General features: G+C 29.6%; 18 protein-coding genes and 1 riboswitch. Of the genes, 17 read left to right on the top strand and 1 reads right to left on the bottom strand.

Annotated elements, in window-relative coordinates; genetic code table 11:
- The first annotated feature begins 163 nt into the window (after positions 1–163).
- The 16 genes from C0982_RS05270 (at position 164) to C0982_RS05195 (ending at position 19,463) form a co-directional block, all read left to right on the top strand.
- A complete protein-coding gene (locus C0982_RS05270) occupies positions 164–1,852 on the top strand; it encodes a phosphoenolpyruvate carboxykinase (ATP) (protein WP_101773165.1) in 1,689 nt (562 codons plus the stop codon).
- A 26-nt stretch (positions 1,853–1,878) separates the two neighbouring features.
- Complete coding sequence (locus C0982_RS05265; protein WP_101773164.1) at positions 1,879–2,292, top strand: hypothetical protein; 414 nt, start codon at positions 1,879–1,881, stop codon at positions 2,290–2,292.
- Between the two features lie 191 nt (positions 2,293–2,483).
- Positions 2,484–4,241 (top strand): ABC transporter ATP-binding protein, encoded by a 1,758-nt coding sequence (locus C0982_RS05260; RefSeq protein ID WP_101773232.1) that lies wholly within the window; start codon positions 2,484–2,486, stop codon positions 4,239–4,241.
- A 162-nt stretch (positions 4,242–4,403) separates the two neighbouring features.
- Complete coding sequence (locus tag C0982_RS05255; RefSeq protein WP_101773163.1) at positions 4,404–4,790, top strand: ArsR/SmtB family transcription factor; 387 nt, start codon at positions 4,404–4,406, stop codon at positions 4,788–4,790.
- Between the two features lie 33 nt (positions 4,791–4,823).
- Positions 4,824–7,028 carry a heavy metal translocating P-type ATPase gene (locus tag C0982_RS05250; RefSeq protein WP_101773162.1) on the top strand — a complete coding sequence of 735 codons (2,205 nt, stop codon included), beginning with the start codon at positions 4,824–4,826 and terminating at the stop codon, positions 7,026–7,028.
- A 231-nt stretch (positions 7,029–7,259) separates the two neighbouring features.
- Positions 7,260–8,132: a sigma-70 family RNA polymerase sigma factor gene (locus C0982_RS05245; RefSeq protein WP_101773161.1), complete on the top strand. Its 873-nt coding sequence runs from the start codon at positions 7,260–7,262 to the stop codon at positions 8,130–8,132.
- A 178-nt stretch (positions 8,133–8,310) separates the two neighbouring features.
- Entirely contained in the window at positions 8,311–9,237 is a 927-nt protein-coding gene (locus C0982_RS05240) for an AEC family transporter (RefSeq protein ID WP_101773160.1), read from the top strand.
- 96 nt (positions 9,238–9,333) lie between these two features.
- A riboswitch (TPP riboswitch) is annotated at positions 9,334–9,439 on the top strand.
- A gap of 67 nt (positions 9,440–9,506) precedes the next feature.
- Positions 9,507–10,337, top strand: coding sequence for a bifunctional hydroxymethylpyrimidine kinase/phosphomethylpyrimidine kinase (gene thiD / locus C0982_RS05235; RefSeq protein ID WP_101773159.1), 831 nt, complete (start codon positions 9,507–9,509; stop codon positions 10,335–10,337).
- Complete coding sequence (gene thiM, locus C0982_RS05230; RefSeq protein WP_101773158.1) at positions 10,338–11,798, top strand: hydroxyethylthiazole kinase; 1,461 nt, start codon at positions 10,338–10,340, stop codon at positions 11,796–11,798.
- A 26-nt stretch (positions 11,799–11,824) separates the two neighbouring features.
- Complete coding sequence (gene thiC / locus C0982_RS05225) at positions 11,825–13,132, top strand: phosphomethylpyrimidine synthase ThiC (protein WP_101773157.1); 1,308 nt, start codon at positions 11,825–11,827, stop codon at positions 13,130–13,132.
- Positions 13,133–13,439: 307 nt separating this feature from the next.
- Positions 13,440–15,428 (top strand): C39 family peptidase, encoded by a 1,989-nt coding sequence (locus C0982_RS05220; protein WP_101773156.1) that lies wholly within the window; start codon positions 13,440–13,442, stop codon positions 15,426–15,428.
- A 480-nt stretch (positions 15,429–15,908) separates the two neighbouring features.
- Positions 15,909–17,207: a branched-chain amino acid transport system II carrier protein gene (gene brnQ / locus C0982_RS05215; RefSeq protein ID WP_101773155.1), complete on the top strand. Its 1,299-nt coding sequence runs from the start codon at positions 15,909–15,911 to the stop codon at positions 17,205–17,207.
- 97 nt (positions 17,208–17,304) lie between these two features.
- The gene (locus C0982_RS05210) at positions 17,305–17,715 is read left to right on the top strand and encodes a universal stress protein (protein WP_101773154.1); all 411 of its coding nucleotides are present in this window, start codon (positions 17,305–17,307) and stop codon (positions 17,713–17,715) included.
- 390 nt (positions 17,716–18,105) lie between these two features.
- Complete coding sequence (gene rbr / locus C0982_RS05205) at positions 18,106–18,654, top strand: rubrerythrin (protein ID WP_101773153.1); 549 nt, start codon at positions 18,106–18,108, stop codon at positions 18,652–18,654.
- A gap of 32 nt (positions 18,655–18,686) precedes the next feature.
- Positions 18,687–19,064 carry a Fur family transcriptional regulator gene (locus C0982_RS05200; RefSeq protein WP_101773152.1) on the top strand — a complete coding sequence of 126 codons (378 nt, stop codon included), beginning with the start codon at positions 18,687–18,689 and terminating at the stop codon, positions 19,062–19,064.
- Between the two features lie 18 nt (positions 19,065–19,082).
- Positions 19,083–19,463 carry a desulfoferrodoxin family protein gene (locus C0982_RS05195; RefSeq protein WP_101773151.1) on the top strand — a complete coding sequence of 127 codons (381 nt, stop codon included), beginning with the start codon at positions 19,083–19,085 and terminating at the stop codon, positions 19,461–19,463.
- 103 nt (positions 19,464–19,566) lie between these two features.
- Here the strand turns inward: C0982_RS05195 and C0982_RS05190 are convergent, their stop codons facing one another.
- On the bottom strand, positions 19,567–20,658 hold the full coding sequence (locus C0982_RS05190; RefSeq protein WP_101773150.1) for a DEAD/DEAH box helicase: 1,092 nt from the start codon (positions 20,656–20,658) through the stop codon (positions 19,567–19,569).
- A gap of 456 nt (positions 20,659–21,114) precedes the next feature.
- Between C0982_RS05190 and nifV the strand changes: the two genes are divergently transcribed.
- Positions 21,115–22,290, top strand: coding sequence for a homocitrate synthase (gene nifV, locus C0982_RS05185; RefSeq protein WP_101773149.1), 1,176 nt, complete (start codon positions 21,115–21,117; stop codon positions 22,288–22,290).
- The last annotated feature ends 9 nt before the right edge of the window (positions 22,291–22,299 follow it).

Genomic DNA, 22,299 nt, shown 5'->3' with positions numbered 1-22,299 from the left:
TCTTTTTGTATACAAAGGAATTAAGTTATGATAAAATCTAGTAAAGAAGATTAAATACGAACTTAATATAATTAAATATAAAATTAGTTCGTAAGTTGTAGAGGATAATTATTAAATCTTGCACTTAAATAAATTGCAACTATTTTAAGATAGGAGTGAGAACATGGTTAATTACGGAGAAGGAAGTAAGTCAACTATAATTATTAATTATAAAAATACATATTATAAAAATATTTTTGAACTGGCAAACAGTAGCGAGCTAGAAAAAGTCATTATGAGTTATATTTCTGTAATTGAAAAAAGAAATGGTAAAATAGCAAAATATTTGATAAAAGAGAAATCTTATTATAAAGCTACGTTAGATTTTGTAAATTGCTTGAAGAAACTTTTAGTATTTGAACTGAGTGAAATAGAAGATGAATATTTGGAAGATAGAGATCTATTTTTAAAAGCATTTGAGGATATATATACATTTTTTAGAAGCAAGTTGAAATTTGGGGTTGTTGAGATGAATGACAGTGCTTTGACATCAAAGACTTTTATGGATTTTGATAAGAGCTTTAATGAACTAGTATTAAGCTTTTACAGAACTATTGGAGAAAAGGTACAGGGTTATGAAAATCGTGTATACAGGCAATTAAATCCTGCATCTAATGCTTGTCTTCTAATAAAAAATATAAAGTGGACATCAGGTCAAACTTATAAGAAACTTTTAGAAATACCTTTTATTGATACTGTAATGATTAGATCTCCACTACTAGTGCATCCTCATTCAAATAAAAGAGTAGGAACATTTGATGAAATTTTTGAGCATCCTATGGCAGAATTTGATGAAAGAGTAGAAGATTGGTACTGTTATCCGGCAAAGATAGGAGAGAGCTTAGCATTTGTATATTTTCACAGAGATTTTATTGCAAGTGGAATATCTTTAGCAAATTTATTTGAATTAGCGTCTGAAGAAGATTTGATGTATAGAAAGCCTGATTTAATATGTTTATTTGGAATGAAAACTGACAAAGAAGGATGTAAATTTTATCATGATATTAAAAATGATATTTATATTGGTCAAGTCGCTTATAAAAAAGATGCAGAATACTTTGGTTATATGAAAAAAATGTGCTTAACACTTCATAATTTGTGCATGATGACAAAGAAAAAACTCCCAATTCATGGAGCAATGGTGGCATTGACATTTAAAAATGGAACGACAAAAAATGTGGCTTTTTTGGGCGACTCCGGAGCAGGTAAATCAGAAACAATAGAAGCACTAAGAATGATATCAGGAGATTCTATAAGAGACATGGACATCATATTTGATGATATGGGAGCTTTTTATGTTAAAAATGGTGAAGTATATGCAAATGGAACAGAAATAGGTGCATTTGTAAGACTCGATGATTTGGAAAGTGGTGCTGCATATAGAGATATGGATAGAAGTATATTTTTCAACCCAGAGACAACAAATGCAAGGGTAGTTATACCTGTTTCTAAATATAAAGATATAATAAAAGACACTAAGGTCGATATGTTTTTATACGCTAATAACTATGATGACAAGATAGGTGTGGAATTCTTTACTAGATCTGAGGACGCAAAAGTGGTGTTTGAAGAGGGTAAAAGAAAAGCTCTAGGCACTACAGATGAAAAAGGTATTAGCACAACTTTTTTTGCAAATCCATTTGGACCAGAACAAAAAAAAGAAATAGCTGAGCCTTTAATTGATGAAATATTTAATGCCTTTTTTGAATCAAATATTAAGGTTGGGCAGATATATACTCAATTGGGTATAAATAAATCTAATGAAGCTATAAAAGAGTCTGCTTCATATCTGTTGAAAGAACTAAACATATAAATTTTGTGGAATTTGGCGGTGAAAGAGTGAATATAAATAGAATAAGAAAGAATCAGTATATGGATATGATATTAATTTTTTTTATATTTATGGTGTTTAATTGGCTTTTGGAAATGCGAGGAATTAAATGGGCGGAGTATCCATATCAATATGTTATTCCGCTTTCATTTTCTGTTGTTGTAAGCTTTTCAAGAAGATTAGTGAGGTTTCAAACTAGAGAACAATGTAATAAAATGAAACTTTTTTATATACTAGCAGGAGCAATTTCAATGATTACAATTATATCTTATATAAGAGATATAATGAGTGGAACTGCAAAAGTAATAAAATCAGGTGTTTTAAGCGTTGAAACTTGTCAATTTATAATATGCTTAATATTTATGATACTTTTTTTATCATATCTGTATGTTGAATTTAGATCCAGAAAAATAAACAGTTAAAAAGTATGAATTACTTCTATATAAAAGTCCAGAATTATTAAACTTATTGTAATTAATAGAAAACATTTATTTTATATAAAGATGATTTAAACTTTAATAATATGTATATATTAATAATAGATATCATAATTAATATATAGTTTTTTAAAAAATAATGAAAAGGAAGGAGATAGATTATCGTAGTGGAAAAAATGAAAAGCTTTGGATTAATAAAAAGCGTATTGCCATATTTCAATAGATATAAAAATATCTTATTTTTAGATTTACTTTGTGCAGCATTAACAACTGCATCTGAAATGGTATTACCCCTAATTTTGAGATACATGACAAATTTAGGTATATCAGATAAGGCATCTTTATCGCTTCAACTAATACTTAGATTAGCAGCTGTATTTATAATAATTAAATGTATAGAGCTAGTCGCGGTATACTATATGGCTTCAATCGGACATATTATGGGAGCTAAAATTGAAACAGATATGAGAAGTGATGTTTATAAGCATCTACAGACCTTATCAGACAATTTTTATAATGAAACTAAGGTTGGTCAAATAATGTCTAGAATGACAAATGATTTATTTGATATAACTGAGTTTGCTCACCATTGTCCTGAAGAGTATTTTATAGGATTAATAAAAGTCGTATTTTCGTTCATAATATTGATCAGTATAAATTTACCTCTTACTTTAGCGGTTTATATTATGATTCCAATTATGTTTATTAGCTCTAATAAGTTTAAAAATAAGATGAGAGATGCTCAGAAAAAACAGAGAGTACACGTAGGAAATCTAAATTCTAGTATTGAGGATAGCTTACTTGGAATTAAAGTCGTAAAGAGTTTTGCAAATGAAGATATAGAGCGTGAAAAATTTGAAAAAGATAATAACAAATTTTTATCTATAAAAGAAATGTTCTATAAATCTATGGCAGGATTTAATACTGTAAATAGGGCGATTGATGGAGCAATGTATTTTATCGTTGTAGTATTCGGCGGAATACAAATGATAAATGGTAAGTTAGAACCTGGTGATATGTTAGCATATGTGATGTATGTGACGACATTATTGGTGACAGTAAAAAGAATTATAGAATTTACGGAACAATTTCAAAAAGGTATGACAGGAATTGAAAGATTCAATGAAATAATGGCAATTGAGTCAGATATTACAGATAGCGAAGATGCAGTAATATTGGATAATGTTGAAGGTAACATTGAATTCAAAAATGTTTATTTTAGATACAATGAAAGTAGTGAATATGTGCTAAATGATTTTAATCTTTCTATTAAGAAAGGACAAAATATTGCGTTAGTAGGACCATCAGGTAGTGGGAAAAGTACGGTTTCATCACTTATTCCTAGATTTTATGACGTTACTAAAGGTGGAGTATTCATTGACGGTATAAATGTAAAAGATATAACTTTAAGTTCTTTGAGAAATAATATAGGAATAGTTCAACAAGACGTGTACCTATTTTCAGGATCAGTTATGGAAAATATAAGATATGGTAAACCAGATGCTACAGAAGAAGAAATTATAGAGGCAAGTAAGCTTGCTGGGGCATATGAATTTATAATGGAACTAGAAGATGGATTTGATACATATGTAGGAGAAAGAGGCGTAATGCTTTCCGGTGGTCAAAAACAGAGAATATCCATAGCAAGGGTATTTTTAAAGAATCCACCAGTGTTGGTGCTAGACGAAGCAACTTCTGCACTGGATAATAACAGCGAGGCAATTGTACAAGCTTCTCTTGAAATATTGTCAAAAGGCAGAACGACTATAACTATTGCACATAGATTGACTACTATACAAAATTCAGATGAGATCATTGTCATGGACGATAATGGTATCGTAGAGACTGGAAGCCATCAAGAATTAATGGATAAAAAAGGTTATTATTATGGTCTTTATACAAAGTCAGGTAACAACTTTTTTTACAACATATAATAAATAGCGATGTAAATAAACTATATACTTAATAATAACAAAAAGAGGCTTTTGTATAAAAAGCCTCTTTTTTGTATTTACTTTTATATAATCAAGATGTATAATATGAATATACAAACATATGAGCAAGTATTCATATATATAAAGAATGGAGGTAGTGAAATGCCGATAGAAAAGATGATTATTGATGATGAAATACAGATTTGCCAAGAACATAAAATTAGTATAGATAAAAATAGCTTAGCTAGTGATGAAAATATTTCAGATGAAAAAATAGATGATTTAGCAGAATTTTTCAAAGTGTTTGGAGATGTAACTAGAATAAAAATTATTAAAGTATTGTTTGATAAAGAACTCTGTGTGTGTGAAATAGCAGATTTGATTGGAATGACACAATCTGCAATTTCTCATCAGTTAAGAACTTTAAAAAAAGCTAGGCTAGTAAAATTCAGAAAAGAAGGAAAAACAGTATATTATTCTCTAGATGACTCTCATGTTAGAGATATCTTTGACTGTGGTTTGAGCCATATAAACGAAATGTACTATTAAAGTAAATAAGTCGCTTATACAGGGGAGGTAAACATGAAAAAAGTTGAAATCATTTTGGAAGGCTTGGGATGCGCACATTGCGCTGGAAAAATAGAAGATAAGGTAAAAGAAAAAAAAGAAATTCAAAGTGCTAATTTGAATTTTATAACAAAAAAACTTGCTCTAGGAATTAGAGATGAGTTTGAGAGAGATCAAGTGGTAGAAGAAATTATAAAAATTATTGATGATATAGAACCCGGATTAGATAAAAAAATAAGCTATCAGACTGAAAAAAAATCAATAAAACACACACAATCTTATAATAAGAGTAGTATCAGTGATTGTTGTGACAATAATGATGATATAAAAAATGAAAATTCTCATGAACACAGTCATGAAGTAGATAGTTTGAAAGTACTTATAATATCAATAAGTATTTATATTTTTGGTATAGTTTCAAATTATTTTGGATTACCAAAGTCGGTATATTTAATATCTTTACTAATTGCGTATGTATTGTCTGGATATAAGGTTATAACTAGTGCAGTAAGAAATATTGTAAAAGGAAGGGTAATGGATGAAAATTTCCTTATGACTATTGCTACAATAGGAGCAATAGCAATAGGTGAATATCCAGAGGCCGTAGGTGTAATGCTATTTTACGGTGTAGGAGAATACCTAGAGTCTAAGGCTGTCAATAAATCTAGAAAAAATATAGAGAATTTAATGAATATAAAACCAGAAGTGGCACATTTATTACAAGGAGATGAAATAATTTCTGTATCCCCAGAAAATGTTGATATTGGCGATAAAATAGTTGTTAAAGTTGGAGAAAAGGTTCCTCTAGATGGAATAATAGTAGACGGTGAAAGTAGATTTGATACAGCAGCAATCACTGGAGAATCAGTATTGAGAAGCATATCAAGAGGAGAAGAAGTTATCTCAGGAATAATAAATAAAAACTCAGTTGTAACTATTGAAGTGACAAAGAGATTTGAAGATTCAACCGTATCTAAAATATTAGAAATGGTGGAAAATGCAACAACTAAAAAATCAAAGACAGAAAATTTTATAACAGTATTTGCTAGATACTACACGCCTATTGTTGTGGGATTAGCAGTAATAATATCTGTGCTACCAGCAATATTTTTGAACCAACCTTTTGATAAATGGCTGTACAGAGGATTGATCTTTTTAGTTGTATCTTGTCCATGTGCATTAGTATTGTCAATACCTTTGAGTTATTTCTCTGGTATAGGCGTATCTTCAAAAAATGGAATACTTGTAAAAGGAAGTAATTATCTAGAGGCACTTAAAAATTTAGAAACAGTGGTTTTGGATAAAACAGGGACTTTAACCAAAGGAGTTTTTAAAGTAACAAACATAGTGGTAGAAGATGATATTGATGAGAAAGAGCTGTTAAAATATGCATATATAGCTGAATCAAGATCTACTCATCCAATTGCAACTTCCATTTCTAACTATTTTAAAAACGAACACAATAATTTTGAGATGTCGAATAGTGATATAGAAGAATATGAAGAAATATCTGCTAATGGAGTAAAGGTCATATATTCTGGAAAAGAAATATTAGCTGGTAATGCAAGATTGCTAAATAGATTCAACATTACTTTCAGTGAAATAGAAAATTCTTCAACAAAGGTTTATGTAGCTGTAGACAAAAAGTACTTTGGGTGCTTAGAAATATCTGATGAGATAAAAGAAGATAGTTATAAAGCAATAGATGAATTAAAAAACATTGGTGTGGAAAATATTATAATGCTTACTGGAGATTCAAAGAGTGTTGCATCCGAAATTTCTAATAAACTTGGTATAAAAAAATATTACTCAAATTTATTACCAAATAAAAAAGTTGAAATTTTAGAGGAAATAATTTATGAGAAAGAAGAAAAAACAAAAGTAGCTTTTATAGGAGATGGAATAAACGATGCTCCAGTTATTGCTAGAGCAGATATTGGGATATCTATGGGTGGAGTAGGTTCGGATGCAGCAATAGAGGCATCTGACATAGTAATTATGACTGATGAAGTATCAAAGTTAGCTACTGCTGTAAAAATATCAAGAAAGACAAGTAAGATTGTTTGGCAAAATATTATATTTGCGATAGGAATAAAAGTACTAATTATGATATTAAGTATATTTGGATTAGCTAATATGTGGATTGCAATATTTGCAGATGTTGGAGTTGCAGTTCTTGCCGTTTTAAATTCATTGAGAATTATGAAATTCAGAAGCTAGAAATTCAAAATTATAATACAAAAAAATTAAAAAATTATTAATAATTAAGTAGCTAAATAGAATAGCTGAAAATAGGATAATAAGGGTCTGTCAAACGAATTTATGACAGGCTCTTTTATTAATTTTAAAATTAATGAGTTGAATATTTATTTTATATGACTATATATACAAAATAGATAGTATAATAAAAGATATAAGAGATATATCTTACTAAAAAGAGGGGGGATTTCGATGATTGCTTTTGAGTTAAAAGAAGAAATAACTGAGATAATTAATGCCGTTGAAGTAGATAATCAATATGTACATATTGATAATGTTTCAGAGGATGATAGAATTGATAGACTGTTGATTTGGAAAGCTCAAAAAGGAAGTAAAAGAGCTATGGATTTATTTATATTAAATAGAATTGACTACGTTAAAAAGCTTGTAAGAAGTGATTATGAAATTGCATCATTTAAAAAAAGAGGATTAGATGATGAAGATCTTTTTCAAACTGGAATAATAGGAATGATTGATACAGTTAATAAATTTGATTTTAGGCCTAATATAAAAGTCAAAACATATTTGACTTACAATGTTAAATTTAGCATAAAAAACTCATATAGAAAATATGGGTCTATTTCTGTTTCGAGAGAAGCGGGTTCAATTTATACAAAATGCTCTAAAAAATTAGATATTTTAGAAGATAAAATAGAATTTTCTGTAGTAAAGGAGTTATCAAAAGTAAATCATATAGAAGAAAGAAAAATAGTAGAAAGTTTACTGGCAATTAAAAATAGAAACAATATTTATTCAATAAATAATGATGGAGGAATAGAGGGAGATAGTGTTTTTTTAGATAAATATAAAAACTATAGAGTATTCGAATTTGAAGAGAAGATGGATAGGTTATTTGATTATAGATTGATTTTGGATGCAATGACAAAATTAAATAGCAGAGAAAGATATATTATGCAAAGTATTTATTTAGAAGATCGTACACAAAAAGATTTGTCTCATGAAATGAATTGTTCTATGACTGCAATTGGAAAAATAAAATTTAAGGCAATTAAAAAAATTCGTAATATAATTTGGGACGAGTATAATAATATTAAAAAATACTAATATAATAAATCTAAATGAATGAAATATTTGCAATTTGGTGTATGTAATAAAAATATAAAAGACTGAAAACATTAACATAGCACAGCTAAGAAGTAGTAATAAGTATAAAAATATGTTATCATGTTATGATGGTGAAATTATAAAATATTAAATTTAATTTAGAGGGGAGACATCACAATTGCAGGTAGTATTAGTTAATGTATTTATACTTTTTATGCTATTATTAATAGGTTATTTAATGGGTGTTAGAAAAATAGTGTCACATTCTTCTATTAATGACATTACTAACATACTAATAGATGTTAGTATACCTTGTACAATAGTATTGTCAATGATAAGGCCATACGATGCAAGATTGATGGGAGATGCATTAAAAGTTATAGTGGTAGTTTTGTTATATTATATTGTCATGACTGTGGTATCATTTTTTGTAACCAAACTACTGAAAGTAGATGATAGCAAAAGAGGAAGTTGGATGTTTGCTACCGTTTTTTCAAATAACGGATTTATTGGGTATCCATTGATGTTTGCACTATATGGAAAAGACGGTTTATTTATTATGGCTATAGCTAATATAGTGCAGAATGTTTTGATTTTTTCATTAGGAATAAAATTGATTATAATGAATTATAACATTGATGAAAAAATTAATTTAAAACGTGTAGTATTTACAAAGCAAAACTTAGCTGTATTAATAGGTGGAATTATATTTCTTACAGGATTCCCGGTTGCACAACCAGTGGAAACTCTTCTTACATATGTTGCTAACTTAACGGTTCCTCTATCTATGATGGTAGTAGGATTATCTTTATCTAGATATGATGCTAAGAATATGTTTAAAGATTTTGAAGCGTATAGACTAACTATTTTTAGAATGGTGATAGTACCTGCTTTAATAATAGTATTGTTTAGAGTATTACATATAGATGCTGGAAAATCACTTCCGTATGCTATTTTATTTTATACAGCTGCACTACCTAGTCCAGCATTTACTTCAATTATGGCAGAGCGTTATTCAACAAGCATTGAATTTTCTTCAAAATGTGTATTTCTAACAACAGTTTTGAGCGTTATCACTGTTCCGTTTTTTGCAGGAATTCTTTAATGTATGAAATTCTAAATATAACTTTTTAGTTGTAAAGGATAAGTTCGTATGATACTATTATATTGTAGTATTTACAAAAAATGAATAATAGAGATTTAATAATCTCAAGGGAGCTGATAAATCGGCTGAGAAAAGGATGTGAGCCTTGACCTTCAAACCTGATCTGGATAATGCCAGCGTAGGAAATTTTAATGAGCGCAAGCATATACCTTTTTAGGTATGTGCTTTTTTTGTTTGTACATAATTATATACTATCAAGGGAGGATTTTATGAAAAAAGTAATTACAATAGCTGGATCAGATTCTGGAGGTGGTGCAGGAGTACAAACCGATTTAAAGACTTTTGCAGCTCATGGAGTATATGGAACAAGTGCAATAACCGCCGTCACTGCTCAAAATACAATGGGAGTTATTTCTGTTGAAAATATAATTTCTAAAATGGTAAAAGATCAAATAAAAGCAGTTTTTGATGATATAGGTGTGGATTCTATAAAGATAGGTATGTTATCGGATGTCGATACAATAGATGTTGTCTATGAAATATTAAAAGAATATGATATGAAAAATATTGTTCTTGACCCTGTTATGATATCTACTTCAGGATTTGATTTAATAGGAAATCAAGCAAAAAAAGTATTAATTTCAAAATTACTTCCTCTTGCTGATATTATTACACCAAATTTATTTGAAGCAGAAAGCATTTTAAAAGAAATAAAAGGCGATGTTGATTTAAAAATTGACTCACCTGAGAAGATGTCGGAAGCTGGGAAAATGATTTCTAAATTTTCCAAAAAAAATGTTTTGATAAAGGGGGGGCATTTAGAAAAAAAAGCATGTGATGTATTAGTAATGTCAGATATGAGTGTTTATTATTTTGAAAATGATAGAATAGACACAAAAAATACGCATGGGACTGGATGCACATTATCATCCGCAATAGCTTCAAATTTAGCACTAGGTTATTCAATTGAAGATTCTGTAGAGAAGTCAAAAGAGTTTATATCAAAAGCTATTCAAAGGTCTCTAGATATTGGAAAAGGATGTGGTCCTACTAATCCACTAGGCGAAATGTATGAAAAATTAGGAATGGAGGTAAAATAGATGAATGCAAAAAGAGAGCTTTTAGAAAAAATAATAGATTCGGTAGAAAAAACGAAAAAACGATCTCCTTTAGTTGAGCAAATAACAAACTATGTTACGATAAATGATTGTGCTAATGCTACGCTAGCGGTAGGTGGCTCACCTGTAATGGCTGATGCACCTGTTGATGCAGAACAAATGACAGAAGTGTCGGATTCTTTAGTTTTAAACTTTGGCATAGTTGGGGAAAAATCATTGGAGACTATGATAAATGCTGGTAGAGTAGCTAATAAAAAAAATATTAAAATAGTATTTGACCCTGTTGGAGTTGGAGCTACGGAGTTTAGAAAAGATGCAGTAAAGAAAATATTAGATAAAGTACACATGAGTGTAATAAAAGGAAATGTGTCAGAAATAATTGCATTATCTGGGAAAATATCAAATACTAAGGGTGTTGATTCGAGTGATAACAGCGAAGACGCTATTGAATCTGCTATTTTTATTGCAAATAAATACAGATGTATATGTGCAGTTACTGGAAAAGTGGATATAATTACGGATGGAGACCATGTTGTAAAGGTATACAATGAATCGGAAATGTTATCTTTTATAACAGGAACTGGATGTATGATAGCATCGATTATAGGAAGTTTTTTAGGGGCAACAAAAGATCCTTTAATTAGTTCAGTAACTGGAATTTTGGCGATGAGCGTATCAGGAGAACTTGCAGCTAAAGCTGAGGTAGTAGCTAAAAAAGGAATTGGAAATTATAAGACAGAAATTTTTAATAATTTATATAAATTTAATAAAGATATTATTTTAAAAAATTCTAAAATAGAAATTGAAAAAATAGAATCTCGTTACTCAATGTATTTAGTCACTGATGAAAAAGCCTGCAAAGGTAAAAATTTCTATGATTCAATAGAGAAAAGCATAATAGGTGGAGCGAAAGTAGTGCAGTTAAGAGAAAAAAATATGTCAACTAGGGATTTTTATAATAGAGCTTTGAAGCTTAAAGAAATATGCAAAAAACATAATACTACTTTTTTAATTAACGATAGGATAGATATTGCAATGTCAGTAGATGCGGATGGTGTTCATCTAGGACAGTCAGATATGCCTATAACAATAGCCAAAAAACTAATAGGATACAATAAAATTGTAGGAATTTCTGTAAGCAACTTAGAAGAAGCAATTAGAGCACAAGAAGAAGGTGCGGACTATGTAGGAGTAGGAGCAATTTTTTCAACTGATACAAAAGAGGATTCAGAGGTTGTAGACATACAAGTAGTAAAAAGAATGGTTGAATCTCTGCACATACCTGTTTTAGCTATAGGTGGAATAAAATATGAAAACATTGAATATCTTGAAACAACAGATGTACACGGAATATGTGTAATATCGGATATTTTAAATAGCCAAGAATGCGATAAAAAAACTATGAAGATAATAAAAAAGTTCAGAAAAATAAATAACATATAAAAATATATAATATATAGGAGAATAAAATGTATAAAACACAAATGGAAGCGGCTAAAAAAGGAATAATTACAAAAGAAATGGAAGTTGTGGCAAAAAAAGAATCAATGCGAGTAGAAGAGTTAATGGAAAAAATTGCTAGGGGAGTAGTGGTTATACCAGCAAACATTAATCACAAAAACCTAGTTGCTGAGGGTGTTGGAGAAGGTCTAAGTACCAAAATTAATGTAAACTTAGGTATATCAAGAGATTGTCCAGATATCGATAAAGAACTTGAGAAAGTAAAAAAAGCTATAGATATGAAAGCGGAAGCGATAATGGATTTAAGTTCATTTGGTAAAACAGAAGAATTTAGAAAAAAGCTTATTGATATGTCAACGTCAATGATAGGAACAGTACCAGTATACGATGCGATAGGTTTTTATGATAAAGAGTTGAAAGACATAACTGCAGACGAGTTTTTGGATGTAGTACGCAAGCATGCGAAAGATGGAGTAGATTTTGTAACAATACACGCTGGAATGAATAAAGAAGCGATGGAGCTTTTTAAGAGGAATAAAAGAGTTACTAATATTGTTTCAAGAGGTGGATCTTTGATGTATGCATGGATGGAACTAAATGATGCAGAGAATCCTTTTTTTGAAAAATATGATGAATTATTGGATATTTGCTACGAAAATGATATTACAATAAGTCTAGGTGATGCGCTTAGGCCGGGATGTTTAAGAGATGCAACAGATGCGTGTCAAATTAAAGAACTGATCACATTAGGTGAGTTAACTCTAAGGGCTTGGGAAAAAAATGTTCAAATAATAATAGAAGGGCCAGGTCATATGGCTATAGATGAAATTGAAGCTAATGTTAAGCTTCAAAAAAAGTTGTGTTATGGAGCTCCTTTTTATGTTCTAGGGCCTCTTGTAACAGATATAGCACCAGGGTATGATCATATAACTTCAGCTATAGGAGGAGCAATTGCAGCATCAGCAGGGGTGGATTTTTTATGCTATGTAACTCCAGCGGAACATTTAAGATTGCCCAATATAGATGATATGAAAGAGGGAATAATAGCAACTAAAATTGCAGCTCATGCAGCAGACATAGCTAAAAAAGTTCCAGGAGCAGTTAAATGGGATAACAAAATGGCGAAAGCAAGAGCCGATATTGATTGGGATTGTATGTTTGAATTAGCAATCGATAAAGAAAAACCAATAAAATATAGAGAAGAGTCAAAACCTGAAAACGAAGATACATGCACAATGTGCGGAAAAATGTGTTCAATGAGAACTATGAAAAAAATTATGTCTGGTGAGAATTTGAATATACTTAGGGAAGAGTAAAGGATTAAGTAGTAAAATATATGAAAAAATAGGCAAAGCTAAAATGGTTTACTTGTTAAAACTATTTTGTTTTGCTTATTTTATTTAGACTGTAAGTGGATTTTAGAAATATAGAAAATTACTATATTAGGATTAATTAATTTTTTAATTGAAAAATTGTTATATTTTGTATATTATCTATATAGTGGTTAAAAACATTGATAAGAAAAAGCGATTAAAAAATAAAAAGCTATTTTCATAAATGTACAAAACATAACTTTTATGATATGATGATAATGAAATTACTACTAGAGAAGGGAGGCTGAATATGGATTCAAGTAATAGAAAAAATGGAACTAGGTATACATTTAAAGGTAACAAAAAAAGTGAAAATAAATATGCCGATATCTATGAAGATTTAAATAAAAAAGAAAAAGTTTACAACTCTAATAGTTTAAAGAAAATCCATAAATTGCCTGAAGGTGAGGAAGAACCTCAAAGTGAAATAGGTAAAATAGTAACTAGAGTGTTGTCAGCTGAAGAAGCTGAAGCTAATGCTCAAAAAAGAAGACAGGCAATGAAAAATGAAAAACAAATTGCAACTCAGAAGTCAAGTCCGATAATAACTCAAAAAAGATCAGTTGATTTTGATAGAGAAGAGAGTATTGAAAGATTAAAAAGAGAAAAAAGGGCTTCTAAAACAGGTGATGAAGATCTTTTATATAAAACAAAGAGACTTGATTTGAGGGATATAGATAAAGAAAATGAAGATACATTTTCATTCGAAATAGCTGATAAAACAGCTAGATTTGAATCAGTAGATGAGTCAAATGTTTATGAAAAGAGTCTTAACAACGATCCTTCTTTTATTAGAAAAACAGCAAAAGAAAGAGCTAATATGGACAAGTCAGGAGTTGAAATATACAAGGAATACTCTGATTTTGGGACTAAAAGATTGAATAAGAACAGTACCTTATTGTCATCTAACTCAAACTCTAATGAAGATGAAGAACAAAAATATTCGCTAGAGGATACATTAAGAAATAGCAAAATAAAAAATGAAGAAGATATAAGGCTTCGTGAAAGCGAAATTGAAGAAATAATAAGACGTAGAAGACAAGAATCTCAAGAAAATAGAACTAGTAGAAAAAATAAAAAAACAGGATTTTTTAATTCTAGTGAAAAAAACGAAAATACTTCAAATTCAAGACGAAGTACGAGAGCAGATGTTTACAGAAGAAATAATGAGAAAAAATCCCAAAAGCTTAATGTTAAAAAAGTAGGTACTATGATAGTAATAGTTTTTCTTGTTATTATTTTCGGAGCTACAGCTTTTGATAAGATTTTTTCAAATAAGGGGAAGGATAATACTGCCCCTAAAAAGACGACGACAACTACGACTTCTCAACCTAAACAGGAAGAGAAAAAGGAAAGTGTTGAAGAAAAAATAAAAAAATTAAATGATATTAAATCTAAATTAAACTCTGAAGAATCACAGAAGATGGATTACATAATAGAAAATATTAGTTCATACCCAGAGAAAATGATAGATTTACTTATAAGAAATCATGAAACAATAGACTATGTATATAGTTATAAGGACAAAGATAAATATAATAATAAGGCGCTTGTTAAAAACATAAGCTCTAGTTATTATGTTGATGGTAGCGTACCACTATTCCTTCAATGGGACAGAAGATGGGGATACAGAGATTACGGAAAAGAAATGATAGGGTTATCAGCCTGTGGACCTACATCACTTGCAATGGTTATTAAGCATTTTGATTCAAATGCAGACGTAAATCCATATGATGTGGCAAAATACGCTCAAGATAATGGATATGTATCTGCAGAAAATACAACTAGCTGGAAATTGTTTGAAAAAGGTTTAAATAATTATGGCTTAGAATCAAGAGATATTGTACCAACAGAAGCTAAAATGAAAAGAGCTCTGGATGATGGACAAATTCTAATTGCTAGTTTAAAGCCAGGTATATTTACAGAAGTTGGCCATATTATTGTAATCAAAGGTTATGATAGAAATGGTGACTTTTTAATCAATGATCCTAACAGCATTATTAATACAAATAAATCTTGGTCATATGATGAATTAAAAAATGACTTAAGAAAAATTTGGGGTGTAAGTAGCACAGGATCATCAAACCAAAATAGCTCGTCAAGTAGCACAAGATCTGGAAGCAGCACTACATCAAACGATACAGAAAGCAGCTCAAGTCAAAGTGGTAATTCTCAGAAAAACTATACAAGTTCTTCTGGAGGTTCAGATGATCCAAGTATAATACAAGATATTAATTAAATTGAAGAGGTGTGAATCACCTCTTCTTTTTTATTCATAATGAAATTTAAAAAAAATAGAATAAACGTTAAAATAAAAGCAAAAAAAAAATATAATAAAATTTTTCAGGTGATTAAATTACTTTATATAAAGTTTTGACATTTATTTGAAAGCCTTATAACAAGAGGGAAAGATGAAAAAAAGAAAAAAAGTTTTTAAAAAAAAGTTATATTATTTGAAAATGTTTGCTTCTTTAAAAAAGAAGATATTAGAGAGATAAAAAAGATATCATATATCTGAATAAAAGAAAAAAACAACTAATAATAAAAAAAAAAGAATAAATACTTTAAAAGTAAAAAAATAACAAAGTGCTTGAAAGCTAGATATTTGAATCTTGACAGCTTTATTATATATATCCTATAATTAATACAAGCGAATTTAATTTACAAATTTGCATTAATTATCTTGGATTTCTTTAAGAAATAAGAAGGGAGCAATAATATGAATAAGACAAACAATGTAAAAGATATTTTTACATTTGGATTTGCGCTATTCGCTATGTTTTTCGGCGCGGGGAATCTGATATTCCCACCATATTTAGGTATTTTATCAGGAGAAAAGTGGTTTACAGCATTCGCAGGATTTACGTTCGCTGATGCGGGGTTAGCGTTATTAGCAGTAATAGCAATAGCATTGTGTCATGGACAGATTATGGAATTATTTGGTAGAATAGGTAGAATTCCTGCAATATTATTGAGTTTGGCTGATATTATGTGTGTTGGTCCACTATTAGTAATTCCTAGAACAGGAGCAACTACTTATGAAATGGGAATAGTTCCTTTAGTTGGTGATGTTCCAATTATCATAGTGGTTATTATATTCTTTGCACTGACATTTGCACTTACGGTTAAACCTTCAAAGGTTATAGATATTGTTGGACAATTCTTGACTCCTGTGCTGATCATCGCATTATCAATCATTATTATAAAAGGTGTAGTTTCTCCTATAGGAGATATATCTTCAAACGTACTTATTGATAATGTTTTCCAGAGAGGTATATTAGATGGATATCAGACAATGGACTGTTTTGTTTCAATAGCGGTAGGTGGAGTACTTATGCTTACTCTTATGAACAAGGGTTACAGCGAACCTAAAGAACAGGTAAAAATGCTTGTAAAGGCAGGTGTAATTGCATGTATTGGGCTAGGCTTAATATATGGTGGTCTTACTTACTTAGGTGCTACAGTATCTACTGTATACGGACAGGATGTTCAACAATCAATAGTAATAGTAAAAATTACAGAGGCGCTATTAGGTAATACTGGTAAGATAGTGTTGGCTCTTGCAGTTTCTCTTGCTTGTTTGACTACATCAATAGGTCTTACATCAGCGACTGCAGATTACGTGTCAATGATTACTAAGAATAAGATTAACTACACTTACAGTGTATTATTTACTTGTATATTTGCGGCTGGAGCTGCTACAATGGGAGTAAGTGGATTAGTTAAAATAGCAAACCCTATACTTGCAATAGTTTACCCTCCTACAATAGTATTAATTATATTAGCATTCTTCAAGGAAAAAATTAAAAATGATAATATATATAAGGGAGCAGTGCTTTTCTCAATAATTATAAGTGTTTTAACTTTAGCTTCGACTAAGTATGCAGGATTAGAATTTGTTAATTCTCTACCTCTTGCACCATATGGATTTAACTGGGTTGTCCCAGCTGTTATAGGTGGAATTATAGGTAAATTTATACCAGGAAAGAATTCAAATACTGTAGAAGCTGCTAATTAATGTTGTAAAGTTCTGAATATTATAATTTGACATTAAATTTATATAAGTATATAATATAGTTAAAAGATAAACTTTTTTAGTGAGAGGGGTGTAGATTATGAAGATTAAGAAAATATTAGTGCCAATCGATGGAACTGAAAGAAGCATGCATTCACTTGATTATATAAAAGAAGTGTATGAACCAGAGCAAGTACAAATAAGCATAATTAACGTAAAGGAAGTAGTCTTTGTTGATGGGATTTCAATAAGTGACGAAATAAAGAACTCTGAAAAATTTGGGAGAGAACTACTCGAAAAAGCTAGAAAAGTAATGGATGGCTATGATGTCAATTTATACTTCACATTCGGATATGCGGGTGATGAAATAGTTAGAAGAGCAAAAGACGAAAAGGTTGATATGATAGTTATGACTAAGTCAACTAAAAAAGGTCTAACAAGAATGTTAGGATCTAATACAGCATATGTTTTAAAGCATGCTAATTGTACAGTTACAATAATTCCAGAGTAATTTTAAGTAAATGATTATATTAAGAGATTCCTAGAAATTGTGGAAAACAGTTTTTGGGAATCTTTTTTTCTTGATTTCATTATTTCATATTAAATATTAGTAAAAACAGATGTATTTTCATATTGAAATACCAAATAAAAAGTAAGAATTATTTGAATTTTATTGTTTGAAAATCATATAATAAGTGAATATATATTAGTAGGAGATTAAAATGAAATACATCTATTTGAATAAAATAATTAAATGAAATGCATTATCGATGATAAAAAAACTTAAAAAGAAAAGAAATGAAAAGGCTTGACTTTAATTCTTCAAAGGGATATAATTGAGATAATACAAGTAGTAATAATTACTACTTAAATATAAAAATAAAATGGAGGGATTTATAAAATGACATTAGAATTAAAAGGTACAAAAACAGAAAAGAACTTGAATGAAGGTTTTGCTGGGGAATCTATGGCAAGAAATAAGTATACTTATTATGCTTCTCAGGCAAGAAAGGAAGGATATAATCAAATTTCTGATATATTCTTAGAAACAGCTGAAAATGAAAAAGAACATGCTAAATTATGGTTCAAGGCTCTTCATGGTGGAGAAGTTCCTTCAACTGAAGAAAACTTACTAGATGCTGCAGAAGGCGAAAACTATGAATGGACGGAAATGTATGCTGGATTTGCAAACGATGCTAGAGAAGAAGGATTTACTGAATTAGCTAGATTATTTGAAGGTGTAGCTGCTATTGAAAAGACTCATGAAGAAAGATATAGAACATTACTTCAAAACTTAAAAGATGGTAAAGTATTTGAAAAAGATGAAGTTGTAGTTTGGCACTGTATGAATTGTGGTCATATACACGTATCTAAGAAGGCTCCAAAGCTATGTCCAGTTTGTAAGCATCCACAGGCATTCTTTGAAGTTAAAAACGAAAGCTGGAAATAAAAAATCAGTTTAACAATGAAAGGTGTGCTGGTATGAAGTTTTCAAAACAAAGAGAGTTTATTTTAAACAGAGTTTTGCAGAGTAATGAACACCATACAGCAACTGAAATATACGATAGTTTAAAAAAGGATAATCCTAGTCTAAGTCTAGGAACTGTCTATAGAAATTTGACACAGTTGGCGGATAATGGATATATAAGGAAAATAAATATTCAAGGTGATCCAGCTAGATTTGACGCAAACCTAGAAGAACATAATCACTTTATATGTGAGCAGTGTAATGATATTATTGATGTAGATTTGGATGATGTAAGTTATGTTGATAATACATTGGAAAAAAATGGTATGAAAATTAAATCAGGGTATATACTTTTAAAAGGCCTTTGTAAAAATTGTAATACTAATAAATAATTTTTTAGGAGAAAAAAGATGAATAAAGAATTGATTTTTTTAAAAGATGAAAAAAGCGGAGATATATTCGAAAAAATAGTTAATAATGAAGTGGAAGCTGCTGTATCTGGATTAACAGTACTTAATGCTAACTCTACTGATGCTGCTGGTGAAAAGCATGTTCCTGTAATTGAAGTATCAGGAAATAAGGTTTGTGTTAAGGTAGGAAGTGTTGCACATCCTATGACAGATGCTCACCATATTGCATTTGTAGTATTAGTTACAGAAAAAGGTGTGCAGAGAGTAGATCTTGCTCATGATGCTGAACCTGTTGCTGAATTTGCACTTCAAGATGGAGATAAGGTAGTAGCAGCATATGAATACTGTAACCTACATGGTTTATGGGTAGCAAAAGCTTAATAAAGATTAATAAAAATAGCATATAATAAATAAAAAAGCAAAGTTCAAATTTGAACTTTGCTTTTTTACGTGAATTAATATTTTAAGCTGTATAACGTTGAGATTATAAAAGCTTTTTTTGTATTAGTTCGTAAAGATCCGTATTTTTATCAGTTACAAAAGAACAAGCTTTACCATCTTTTCCGATTCTACCAGTACGTCCTACTCTGTGGATATAATCTTCTAGTCTATCTGGCAAATCATAGTTGTATATATGTGTTATACCCTCTATATCAAGTCCTCTAGAGGACAAATCTGTTGATATTAAAAACTGTGTCTTCAGATTTCTAAAATCTTTTATAATTCTTTCTCGCTTTGATTGACTAATATCGCTGTGGATTTTTGCGCAATTATATTTTTTTTGAGATAGTTTAAGATCTAGATTGTCAACTCTTGCTTTTGTACGACAAAATATAATTGCCATAAAGGGATTATCTCTATCTATAATTTTGCACAAATCATCAAATTTATCTCTATCAGTAGTGAAAATAAATTCTTGTTCGATGAGATCTGCAAGTGTATGATTATCATCAATTCCTATTATCTGTATATTATCTGAATACCTATATGCTAATTTCTTTACTTTAGAATCTACTGTTGCAGAAAAACATAAAAGCTGTGGTGTATTTTTTATATTTTTAATAACTCTATCAATCTCACCCATAAAACCCATTAATAGCATTTGATCAACTTCATCGATTACAAGTATGTCTATTTTTGTCAAATTTATAGTTTTTCTATTTAGATGGTCTAGAAGTCTACCAGGAGTAGCAACTATTATATCAATATCTTTTTTTAGTTTGTTTATTTGTGATTGTATATCACGCCCTCCGTATAGAGCTAGTATATTTATTCCATCGTTTTTTATATCAAGTTTTTGAATGATTCGCTCTGCTTCATTGAATACTTGTATGGCTAGTTCTCTAGTAGGAACTAGGATTAACGATGTTTGTTTATTTTTACTTACCAGATTATTTAAAATTGGAATTAAAAAAGATAAAGTTTTTCCAGTTCCTGTATTAGATTTTGCTATCAAATTTTTTCCGTTTATAATATCAGGGATTGCTTTTTTTTGGATTTCTGTTGGGGAATTTATACCTATATTATTTAGTACACTTACTAATTCGCTATTGATGTTCATATTATTAAAATTCATCGAATTCTCCTTATAACTTAATTATATTCATTATTTGACTATTATAGCATATTAGCACAAATAGATGTGTTAAATTAGCAAACAGTAGCAGTTATATGAAATAATATTAGAAAAGTTTATATAGAAAGAAAATTACAAAAATAAACTGAAAATGAAAAATAATAAAACAAAAATTCAATAAAATAAAAAATAAATACAAATAAATAAAGTTTAAATATAGTGTAATATCAAATAAATGAAATATATATAAAATATATTGCAAAAAAGACTAGAAATAAGCTGGATAAAACGATTGCTAGGGAGATTAATGAATAATATAACAAAAAAAATGCAAAAATGAATAAAATATTCTTGCATTTGTCTTAACAAAGAATTATAATATTTATAAACGATATGAAAGAGATAGAAAAAAACTTGCATAATAAATTAGGTAGAATTAAATAGGAGGTTTTGAGAATGTGTGTTGTTGATAAAAATAGAAATAAAAAAATAAAATTTGTTGATACTACTTTAAGAGATGGAGAGCAAACTGCAGGCATTGTATTTGCTAATGATGAAAAAATCATGATTGCTGAAATGTTATCAGATTTAGGCATTGACCAGCTAGAAGTAGGTATACCTGCGATGGGTGGAGACGAAAAGGAAAGCATTCGAAGAATTGCAAATAAAAATTTGAAAGCAAGTATCATGGGGTGGAATAGAGCTGTAATATCAGATGTAAAGCACAGCATAGATTGTGGTGTTGACGCTGTTGCAATATCAATTTCAGTTTCAGATATACATATAGAACACAAATTACAGACATCAAGAGAATGGGTAATAGAGAAAATGATGGAAACAACTGAATACGCTAAGAAAAATGGATTATACGTTTCAGTAAATGGAGAAGATGCATCAAGAGCTGATGATGATTTCTTAATTGAATTTGTAAAGCGTGCACAAGAAGCCGGAGCTGATAGATTTAGATTTTGTGATACTGTTGGAATAATGGATCCATTCACATTAAAAGAAAAAATTGAAAAAATTTATAATGCAACTAAAATGGATATAGAAATGCATACTCATGATGATTTTGGTATGGCAACTGCTAATGCAGTAGCTGGAGTTTTAGGTGGAGCTAATCATGTTGGTGTAACAGTAAATGGATTAGGAGAAAGGGCTGGTAATGCTGCACTAGAAGAAGTTATTATGACTCTTACTCATGTATTAAAATATGAATCTGATATAGATCCAAGAAAATTTAAGGGAATATCTGAATATGTATCAAGAGCTGCTGGAAGAGAATTGCCAGCATGGAAGTCTATAGTTGGAGACAATATGTTCACGCATGAATCAGGTATACACGCTGATGGTGCTTTGAAAGATCCAAAGAACTACGAAGCATTCGATCCATCTGAAGTTGGAATAGAAAGAAAGATAGTTATTGGAAAACATTCTGGTAAGGCGGCTATTGTAAATAGACTTTCAGATTATGGTATAGAAGTTTCTAATGATGAAGCGTCTTTAATTTTGGAAGAGGTAAGAGCGAAATCAATCAGACTAAAAAGAGCTCTTTTTGACAAAGAAATCGTTTCAATATATGATGATATAAAGAGCGTTGGAAGTGAGTTAGAATCAAAAATAGTAATATAATCTTTATTT

The sequence above is a fragment of the Peptostreptococcus faecalis genome (genome assembly GCF_900240845.1).
GTDB lineage: Bacteria > Bacillota > Clostridia > Peptostreptococcales > Peptostreptococcaceae > Peptostreptococcus > Peptostreptococcus faecalis.
Note: the sequence above shows the minus strand (reverse complement) of the source record. Positions and strands in the feature narration are given on the sequence as shown.

Excerpts from the sequence above, each read along its gene's own strand:
- C0982_RS05195 (WP_101773151.1), top strand. The coding sequence starts at position 19,083 with ATGAATAAAGAATTGATTTTTTTAAAAGATGAAAAAAGCGGAGATATA.
- C0982_RS05255 (WP_101773163.1), top strand. The coding sequence starts at position 4,404 with ATGCCGATAGAAAAGATGATTATTGATGATGAAATACAGATTTGCCAA.
- rbr (WP_101773153.1), top strand. The coding sequence starts at position 18,106 with ATGACATTAGAATTAAAAGGTACAAAAACAGAAAAGAACTTGAATGAA.
- thiC (WP_101773157.1), top strand. The coding sequence starts at position 11,825 with ATGTATAAAACACAAATGGAAGCGGCTAAAAAAGGAATAATTACAAAA.
- C0982_RS05270 (WP_101773165.1), top strand. The coding sequence starts at position 164 with ATGGTTAATTACGGAGAAGGAAGTAAGTCAACTATAATTATTAATTAT.
- C0982_RS05260 (WP_101773232.1), top strand. The coding sequence starts at position 2,484 with ATGAAAAGCTTTGGATTAATAAAAAGCGTATTGCCATATTTCAATAGA.
- thiD (WP_101773159.1), top strand. The coding sequence starts at position 9,507 with ATGAAAAAAGTAATTACAATAGCTGGATCAGATTCTGGAGGTGGTGCA.
- C0982_RS05220 (WP_101773156.1), top strand. The coding sequence starts at position 13,440 with ATGGATTCAAGTAATAGAAAAAATGGAACTAGGTATACATTTAAAGGT.
- nifV (WP_101773149.1), top strand. The coding sequence starts at position 21,115 with ATGTGTGTTGTTGATAAAAATAGAAATAAAAAAATAAAATTTGTTGAT.
- C0982_RS05200 (WP_101773152.1), top strand. The coding sequence starts at position 18,687 with ATGAAGTTTTCAAAACAAAGAGAGTTTATTTTAAACAGAGTTTTGCAG.
- C0982_RS05190 (WP_101773150.1), bottom strand. The coding sequence starts at position 20,658 with ATGAATTTTAATAATATGAACATCAATAGCGAATTAGTAAGTGTACTA.
- C0982_RS05250 (WP_101773162.1), top strand. The coding sequence starts at position 4,824 with ATGAAAAAAGTTGAAATCATTTTGGAAGGCTTGGGATGCGCACATTGC.
- C0982_RS05245 (WP_101773161.1), top strand. The coding sequence starts at position 7,260 with ATGATTGCTTTTGAGTTAAAAGAAGAAATAACTGAGATAATTAATGCC.
- C0982_RS05210 (WP_101773154.1), top strand. The coding sequence starts at position 17,305 with ATGAAGATTAAGAAAATATTAGTGCCAATCGATGGAACTGAAAGAAGC.
- thiM (WP_101773158.1), top strand. The coding sequence starts at position 10,338 with ATGAATGCAAAAAGAGAGCTTTTAGAAAAAATAATAGATTCGGTAGAA.
- brnQ (WP_101773155.1), top strand. The coding sequence starts at position 15,909 with ATGAATAAGACAAACAATGTAAAAGATATTTTTACATTTGGATTTGCG.